Genomic DNA, 7,157 nt, shown 5'->3' with positions numbered 1-7,157 from the left:
CATTGTGAACCCCGGCCGCGCCGCTGTACCGGTACAGAGGTGCGCATTGATCGCCAGTACAGAGCCGCGCGGCGGGCCGCTGTACCGGTGTCATTCGTGCAGCGCTGGATCTGTCGCCGGAACGCGCGGCTGCCGACACTGGATGCCCATGTTCGAAAGGGCTCCGCCATGCTCAAGCTCCCCACACCCCTCGTGCTGCACCTCGACGACGGCCAGCTGCTGCGCTGGACGCAGGCCGTGGCCGTGCACCTGCGCGTGGTCGCCGGCCGCGTGTGGGTGACGCGGCCCGGGGACCTCGACGATCACTTCCTCGACGCCGGCGACCAGCTGCGGCTCGACGCCCGTTCGCGCGTGCTGATCGGCGCCGAGGGCCAGGCGCAGCTGGCCGTCGATGCCGCCTGAGGCGCGCGGCGCTCAGGCCGCCACGGCCTCGCTGAGCACCAGCGCCGCGGCGGCGTTCACGATCGCCTCGGGTTGCGGCACGCCGGCCTGCTCGAGCACCCAGGACGAAGGCGCCGGCGCATCCGGCCCGGTGAGCCGGCGCACCGGAGCCTTCAGCGTGTCGAAGGCCTTCTCCGCCACGAGTGCGGCGATCTCCGCGCCCACGCCGCAGGGCGCCGCGGCCTCGTGCACCACCACCAGCCGGCCCGTCTTGCGCACCGAGCGCAGGATCGTGGCCTCGTCCAGCGGCTTGAGGCTGCGCAGGTCGATCACCTCGGCATCGACGCCGAGTTCCGTCAGGCCCTGGGCGGCCGTCAGGCAGTGGCCCACGGTCTTGGCGTAGCTCACCAGCGTCACGTCGCGGCCGCTGCGCCGCACGGCGGCCTGCCCGAGCGGCACCACGTGCTCGCCGTCGGGCACCTCGCCGGGGGTGTAGCCGAGGGCGATGTCCATGAAGAACAGCACCGGGTTGTCGTCGCGGATCGCGCTCTTGAGCAGGCCCTTGAAGTCGGCCGCGCTCGAGGGCATCACCACCTTGAGCCCCGGCGCGTGCACGAACATCGCCTCCAGGTTGTGGTTGTGCTGCGCACCCACGCCCCAGCCGGCGCCGCTCATCGCCATCACCACCATCGGGAACTCGAACTGCCCGCCGGAGAGGTAGCGCAGCTTGCCCGCGCTGTTGACGATGGCGTCCATCGACAGGGTCATGAACGGCGCGAACAGCAGGTCGATGACCGGGCGCAGGCCCATGGCCGCCGCGCCGGCGGCGGTGCCGGCGATGATGGCCTCGGCCAGCGGCGTGTTGCGCACGCGCTCGGCGCCGTACTCGGCGAGCAGCTCGCCCCGCTTGGTGGCCACGCCTTCGCCGAACATGAGCACGCGCGGGTCGCGGCGCATCTCCTCGGCGAGGGCTTGAGAGATGGCGTCGTTGACGGTGAGGTTCTGCATGATGGTTTCTCGCGAATGGGATCAGGTCAGGCGTAGACGTCGGTGGTGAGCTCGCACAGGTCGGGCCAGGGCGAGGCCAGCGCGAAGGCGTGGGCGGCGGCGATGGTGTCGGCCACGCGCTGCTCGAAGTGGGCGAGCTCGCCCTTGGCGAGCACGCCTTCGGCGAGCAGGCGATCGCGCAGCATGGCGATCGGGTCGCGCGCCTTCCAGCGTGCGAGCTCCTCCTGGTCGACGTACGCCTGGTCATCGGGCTCGTAGTGGCCGCGCTGGCGGTAGGTGACGAGCTCCAGGAAGTAGGGCGTGCCCCGGCTGCGCACGTGCTCGGCAGCGGCCAGCGCGGCGCGGCGCACGGCCTCCACGTCGTTGCCGTCCACCGCGAAGCTGGGCAGGCCGTGGCCCTGCACCCACTCGCGCACCTCGCTGACCGGCATGGTCTCGTCGCGGCGCACGAAGGCCTGCCACTGGTTGTTCTCGCAGACGTACAGCAGCGGCAGCTTCCAGGTGACGGCGAGGTTCACCGATTCGTGCAGGATGCCCTCGCAGGCCGCGCCGTCGCCGAAGAAGACGGCGGTAATGCCGCCGGCGTCGGTGCCCGCGCCGCCCATCTTCTGCGCCAGCGCCACGCCGGGTGCCAGCGACAGCTCGCCGCCGACGATGGTGGAGGTGAGCACCACGCCCAGTTCCTTGGCGCTGACGTGCAGCGAGCCGCTCTTGCCGCGGCAGTAGCCGTCGGCGCGGCCCAGGATCTCGGCCATCAGCCGGCCCGGGTCGGCGCCGCGCGCCAGCAGGTGGCCGGCGCTGCGGTGGTTGGTGAGGATGCGGTCGCGCGGCTGCAGCGCGGCCATCACGCCCGCGGCGGCGGCTTCCTGGCCGACGGCCGTGCAGGTGCCGGGCGTCTGGCCGGCGTCTTTCGCGAGCCGCTCCTCGTGGGCGCGGATCAGCATCATGGTCTCGAGCAGGGCGAGACGGCTGGTGTGCGGCATGGCAGTGGTGGGGTGAGCGAACATGGCGGGATTCTGGAAATCACGCCCAACCGCCGCATCGGCCGTTGGAGCCACGCGGCGGGCCATGGCCCGCCGCGCGGGGCCTCATCAACGCCGGCACTGGTCGCGCAGCGCGGCAGCGGCCAGGAAGGGCAGGCTCAGCAGCCCCATGCCGCCGCCCAGGTACTCGCCCTTCAGGCAATCGCCCTTGGCGCTGCGCTGCACCCGTTCGCCCAGGCGCTCGTCGGGCGTCTGCAGCGCCGGGCCCTGGCGGCCGGCCTGGGTGGCCAGGCCGGGCTCGCGCGCCGCGGCGCGGATGGCGCGGCGCGTGGCCTCGCCGTCCATCAGCGAGGGCGCGGGCCCGGCGAGCGGCTGCGAGGCGGCCGGCTCGGGGGCGGCCACGGTGATGGGCTGGGGCTCGAGGGCGGCCGGCACCGGCGGCGCCGGCAGCGGGCGCCGTGCCGGCGCGGGCCGCCGCACGCGGGCGGGCGCCGCGCGGGGTGCCGGCGCTTCGGCGAGGGCCGGCCGGGGCGGGGCGGCCGCGATCAGGCGCACGCTCACCCGAGGCACCTCGCCGGCAGTCGCGCGCTCGCGTCGGTCGGCATGCATCCACCACGCCAGGAGCGTCAGGTGCAGCAGCATGACGATCGCGGCCACGCGCCGCCGCGTGCGTGCCGCACCGGGTGTCATGGTTCGTCGGGCTCTTCCGGGCCCGGCCGGTATTCCAGCAGGTCACCCGGCTGGCACTCGAGCACGGCGCAGATGCGCGAGAGCGTGTCGAAGCGCACCCCGCGCACCTTGCCGGACTTCAGCAGCGAGATGTTCTGTTCGGTGATGCCGACCCGCTCGGCCAGCTCGCGCGAGCGCATCTTGCGCCTGGCGAGCATCACATCGAGGTTGACGACGATGGGCATGGGGCCGCCGGTCTCAGACGAAGCCTTCGTTCTCTTCGGCCAGCCGCACGGCCTCGGCCATCACCGTGGCGATGGCGATCAGCACCACGGCCAGCAGCACCGAGAGGTAGTCGTCCCACGAGAAGCCGATCACTAGCTGGCGCTGCCCCGGCGGATTGCCGAGCGTGAGCACCACCGACATCGCCGCGCGCACCAGCGGCGCCAGCGATGCCGCGGCCAGCAGCGCCCAGGCAAAGCGCTTCAGCCGCGCCAGCGCCACGCGGCCGAACACGCGGCCGGCACCGTACTCGGCGAAGAGCTTCCACAGCTGCCACAGCGCATACAGGCCGATGCCGACGGGCAGCAGCGACACGGCCGCGCCCAGGGCGCGCGCCCGGTCATCGACCGCGATGGCACCGCTGACACCCGACATCTGCGGCCCGAGCGCCAGCACGTTGTCCGGCGAGAGCCAGAACCAGATCGGCACCGCCACCAGCGTGAGCATGCCCAGCACGCACAGTGCCCGCACGACGAGCACGACACGGCCGAGCGAGCCGGGCAGGGTGGCCGGGGGAGCAGATGGCGTCATGGCAGGCTCCATGATTGCTGTGAAAGGACAAAAGTTTACTGTAAAACAATAAACTTTGGCGATCCGGTCCAGCGCTCAGGGCGGCTCAAGCGCGCTGGCGGTGAGCGGCGTCGTCGGGAAACTGGGTGGCGAAGTCGGCGTCGACCTTTTCGGCCGGCACGTCTGACGACGGCCGCGCGCGCTCGCGCGGGAAGCGCTCCTTCCACAGCCGCTGCAGTTCCGCGAAGTAGGGGTCGCCGCGGTCCACGGCGATGGAGCGGCTGCCGGAGCCCTCGCCCTGGTGGACGACCGGAACGATCAGGCTCATCGTGACGCCCAGCCGGCGGTTCCACGCGCCACACCAGCGCAGCCGCCCCAGCGGCCGGCTGAAGTCGAGGAAGAACGCGCCGCCCTCGATGCACTCGTCGCGCTGGGTGGCCGCGATCTCATTGGGGTGGGCGCCGAGCTGGAGGAGGAGCAGTGCCATGCGTTCAGCGGCGAAGGTCGACGACGCAGGCATAGTGCCAGAGGCCGCGGAGCCGCCACCGTAGACTCGCGCCATGACTTCCGCACTCCCCCTCCGCACCCTGGGCCGCAGCGAGCTGCGCGTCACCCCCATCTGCCTCGGCACCATGACCTTCGGCGAGCAGGTGCCGCAGGCACAGGCGCACGCCATCCTCGACCACGCGCTCGAGCGCGGCATCAACTTTATCGACACCGCCGAGATGTACTCAGTGCCCGCGAAGCGCGAGACCTTCGGCGCCACCGAGACCATCATCGGCCACTGGTTCGCAGCCCGCCCCGGCGCGCGGCAGAAGGTGGTGCTGGCCACCAAGGTGGCGGGGCCGGCGCGTGGCATGGACTGGATCCGTGGCGGCAGCCCCGACCTCACCGCCGCCGACATCACCGGTGCCTGCGACGACAGCCTCAAGCGGCTGCGCACCGACGTGATCGACCTCTACCAGATCCACTGGCCGGCGCGCAACGTGCCGAGCTTCGGCGCCCTCTACTTCGACCCGGCCAAGGACCGCGAAGTGTCTTCCATCCACACGCAGCTGGAGGCGATGGCGGCACTGGTGAAGGCCGGCAAGGTGCGCTACGTCGGCCTGTCCAACGAGTCGCCCTACGGCGTGGCCGAGTTCGTCAAGCTCGCCGAGATGCACGGCCTGCCGCGCGTGGCCACGGTGCAGAACCCCTATGCGCTGACCAGCCGCGCGCTCGACAACGGCCTGGACGAGGTGATGCACCGGCTGCAGGTGTCGCTGCTGGCCTACTCCCCGCTGGCCTTCGGCGCGCTGACCGGAAAGTACGACGGCATCGGCCTGAACGCCGCCGAGCAGCCCGGGCGGCTGGCGATGTTCGAGACCATGAAGAAGCAGCGCTGGGCGCGGCCCGAGGCGCTGGAGGCGGCGAAGCTCTACAACGAGCTGGCCCGCCGCCATGGCCTGACGCCGACGCAGCTCGCGCTGGCCTTCTGCTACACGAGCTGGCGCGTGGCCAGCACCATCATCGGCGTGACCAGCGTCGAGCAACTCGACCAGAACCTCGCGGCCTGGGGCACGACGCTGTCGCCCGAGCTGCTGGCGGAGATCGATGCGATTCGCTGGACGCACCGCGATCCCGCGCAGTAGCCGCTACATCCACTCGACCCATTCGCCATGCGGGTGGGCCGTGGCCAGCGTCTTCTCGACGCCGCCGGGCCACAGCGTGAGCCGCAGTTCCGCCGGCGCACCGCTCGCATAGAACTCCATGCGCAGCCAGGCCAGCGGCGCGTCGGTGCGCGCCCGCTGCGCAGCCTCCGCGAGCGCGGCCTCGATGCGCATGCGCGTGGCCGGCGGCAGGTATTGCCACACCACCGAGTGCACGAGCACGGTGGCCACGCCAGGCTTCGGCTCGGCGAGTTCGCGCTCGACCCAGGCTGCCGCGTCGCCGGCGTCCACCACCGGCCGCTCGCGCCGCGCGATGGCGATCGCGCCCTGCAGCCGCACGGCGCGCGCCGCCTGGTCGGGCCAGACGTAGCTGCGCAAGCGTAGCACCGCGTCGTCGTCGCCCACGTCGATGGGCATCAGGTCGTTGCCGCGCCGCTCGGCAGCGCCGATGCGCGCCGGCAGCACGGGCGCGTTGCCGCGCCAATCGGAGGCGATGCGCACCGGGCTGGCCTCGTCACCCCAGCGCTGCGCGCCAAGCTCGTAGCGGAAGCGGTCCCACAGCAGGTTCAGGCCCGCGCTCGCGCCGATCTCGCGCAGGGCCAGCGGCAGGCCGGTGGCCTGCGCAATGGCCGCGTAGCCGCCGATCAGCACCGCGCTGCGCATCACTTCGTTGGTCTGCGGCGCGCTGGCGAGGTAGGTGTGGAAGTGCGCCGCCTCGTCGACGAGCAGGCAGCTCAGCAGCGGGGCGAGGGCTTCGGCATCGAACGCGGCGGCCGCCGGTGGATAGAGCTGGCCGAGTTCGCCATGCCGGCCCGACAGTGCCAGCGCATGGCAGGCGCCGGCGATGCGCAGCGGCACCAGATCGTGTGCCGGCGGGCCGGCCGTCCACGACGGGAGCAGCTGGCGCATCGGCCCACCGGCGAGCCAGTCGTCGGCCAGCCATTCCAGCAGCCGTGCATTGAACGGCGAGCCGAGCCGGTCGCACCAGCGCACCTGCTCGCGGAAGGCATCGATCAGCGCGTCGCTCACGGGGCACTTCATCGGGTGGTTAGAGTGCGGTCCATCATGCACGAAGCCTTCGGATTCTTCAGCGGCGCACCGGCCGCCACGCTGCTGCTGGCGGTCATCGCGATCGTCAGCCTGCTCGGCCTGAACGGCCGGCCGCAGATCATCGAGCGCCACCTGCTGCGCCCGTACCACCTGGTGCCGCAGCGCCAGTGGCACACGCTGGTCACGAGCGGGTTCATCCATGCCGACTTGCCTCACCTGCTGTTCAACGGCTTCAGCTTCTGGGCCTTCGGCTTCGACCTCGAGCGCCGCCTGGGCACGCCCGCCTTCGTCGCGCTCTACGTCTTCGGGCTGCTGGCCAGCAGCGTGGCGACCTGGGCCCTGCATCGCCGCAACCCGGGGTATTCGAGCCTGGGTGCCTCGGGCGCGATCCTCGCGGTGGTGTTTGCTGCCATCGTCGTGAACCCGGGGTCGTCGCTCTACATCCTGCCGATCCCTTTCCCGATCCCGGCGCCGCTGTTCGCGCTCGGCTACCTCGCCTACAGCGTGCTGGCCGGGCGCACCGGCATGGGCCGCATCAACCACGACGCGCATGCCGCCGGCGCGGTGGCCGGGCTGCTGTTCATGGCGGTGGTGGTGCCGGGCTCGATCGGCCGGGCCCTCTCCA

Annotated in this window: 10 protein-coding genes; 3 read left to right on the top strand and 7 right to left on the bottom strand. The window is 72.1% G+C overall.

Going from position 1 to position 7,157, the window contains the following annotated elements:
- The first annotated feature begins 168 nt into the window (after positions 1-168).
- Entirely contained in the window at positions 169-402 is a 234-nt protein-coding gene (locus AB7U92_RS18665; protein ID WP_428580363.1) for a DUF2917 domain-containing protein, read from the top strand.
- Positions 403-414: 12 nt separating this feature from the next.
- Here the strand turns inward: AB7U92_RS18665 and AB7U92_RS18660 are convergent, their stop codons facing one another.
- The 6 genes from AB7U92_RS18660 to AB7U92_RS18635 all read right to left on the bottom strand — a co-directional run bounded on the left by AB7U92_RS18660 (position 415) and on the right by AB7U92_RS18635 (position 4,320).
- Positions 415-1,389: an alpha-ketoacid dehydrogenase subunit beta gene (locus AB7U92_RS18660; protein WP_428580360.1), complete on the bottom strand. Its 975-nt coding sequence runs from the start codon at positions 1,387-1,389 to the stop codon at positions 415-417.
- A gap of 26 nt (positions 1,390-1,415) precedes the next feature.
- Positions 1,416-2,396, bottom strand: coding sequence for a thiamine pyrophosphate-dependent dehydrogenase E1 component subunit alpha (locus AB7U92_RS18655; RefSeq protein ID WP_428580357.1), 981 nt, complete (start codon positions 2,394-2,396; stop codon positions 1,416-1,418).
- Between the two features lie 84 nt (positions 2,397-2,480).
- Positions 2,481-3,029, bottom strand: a complete 549-nt coding sequence (locus AB7U92_RS18650; RefSeq protein ID WP_428580354.1) for a hypothetical protein — start codon at positions 3,027-3,029, stop codon at positions 2,481-2,483.
- A 29-nt stretch (positions 3,030-3,058) separates the two neighbouring features.
- Positions 3,059-3,286: a helix-turn-helix domain-containing protein gene (locus AB7U92_RS18645; RefSeq protein ID WP_428580351.1), complete on the bottom strand. Its 228-nt coding sequence runs from the start codon at positions 3,284-3,286 to the stop codon at positions 3,059-3,061.
- Between the two features lie 13 nt (positions 3,287-3,299).
- Complete coding sequence (locus AB7U92_RS18640; protein ID WP_428580348.1) at positions 3,300-3,854, bottom strand: DUF2975 domain-containing protein; 555 nt, start codon at positions 3,852-3,854, stop codon at positions 3,300-3,302.
- An 85-nt stretch (positions 3,855-3,939) separates the two neighbouring features.
- Positions 3,940-4,320: a hypothetical protein gene (locus AB7U92_RS18635; protein WP_428580345.1), complete on the bottom strand. Its 381-nt coding sequence runs from the start codon at positions 4,318-4,320 to the stop codon at positions 3,940-3,942.
- A gap of 73 nt (positions 4,321-4,393) precedes the next feature.
- Here AB7U92_RS18635 and AB7U92_RS18630 point away from each other — a divergent pair, with 73 nt between their 5' ends.
- Positions 4,394-5,464: an aldo/keto reductase gene (locus tag AB7U92_RS18630; RefSeq protein WP_428580342.1), complete on the top strand. Its 1,071-nt coding sequence runs from the start codon at positions 4,394-4,396 to the stop codon at positions 5,462-5,464.
- A 3-nt stretch (positions 5,465-5,467) separates the two neighbouring features.
- On the opposite strand, the gene AB7U92_RS18625 is transcribed toward AB7U92_RS18630, so the two are convergent.
- The gene (locus tag AB7U92_RS18625; protein ID WP_428580339.1) at positions 5,468-6,511 is read right to left on the bottom strand and encodes a DUF2332 domain-containing protein; all 1,044 of its coding nucleotides are present in this window, start codon (positions 6,509-6,511) and stop codon (positions 5,468-5,470) included.
- A 36-nt stretch (positions 6,512-6,547) separates the two neighbouring features.
- Between AB7U92_RS18625 and AB7U92_RS18620 the strand changes: the two genes are divergently transcribed.
- A partial coding sequence (locus tag AB7U92_RS18620; RefSeq protein WP_428580337.1) for a rhomboid family intramembrane serine protease occupies positions 6,548-7,157 on the top strand: 610 nt, incomplete at its 3' end.

Source organism: Piscinibacter sp., assembly GCF_050175855.1.
GTDB lineage: Bacteria > Pseudomonadota > Gammaproteobacteria > Burkholderiales > Burkholderiaceae_C > Piscinibacter.
Note: the sequence above shows the minus strand (reverse complement) of the source record. Positions and strands in the feature narration are given on the sequence as shown.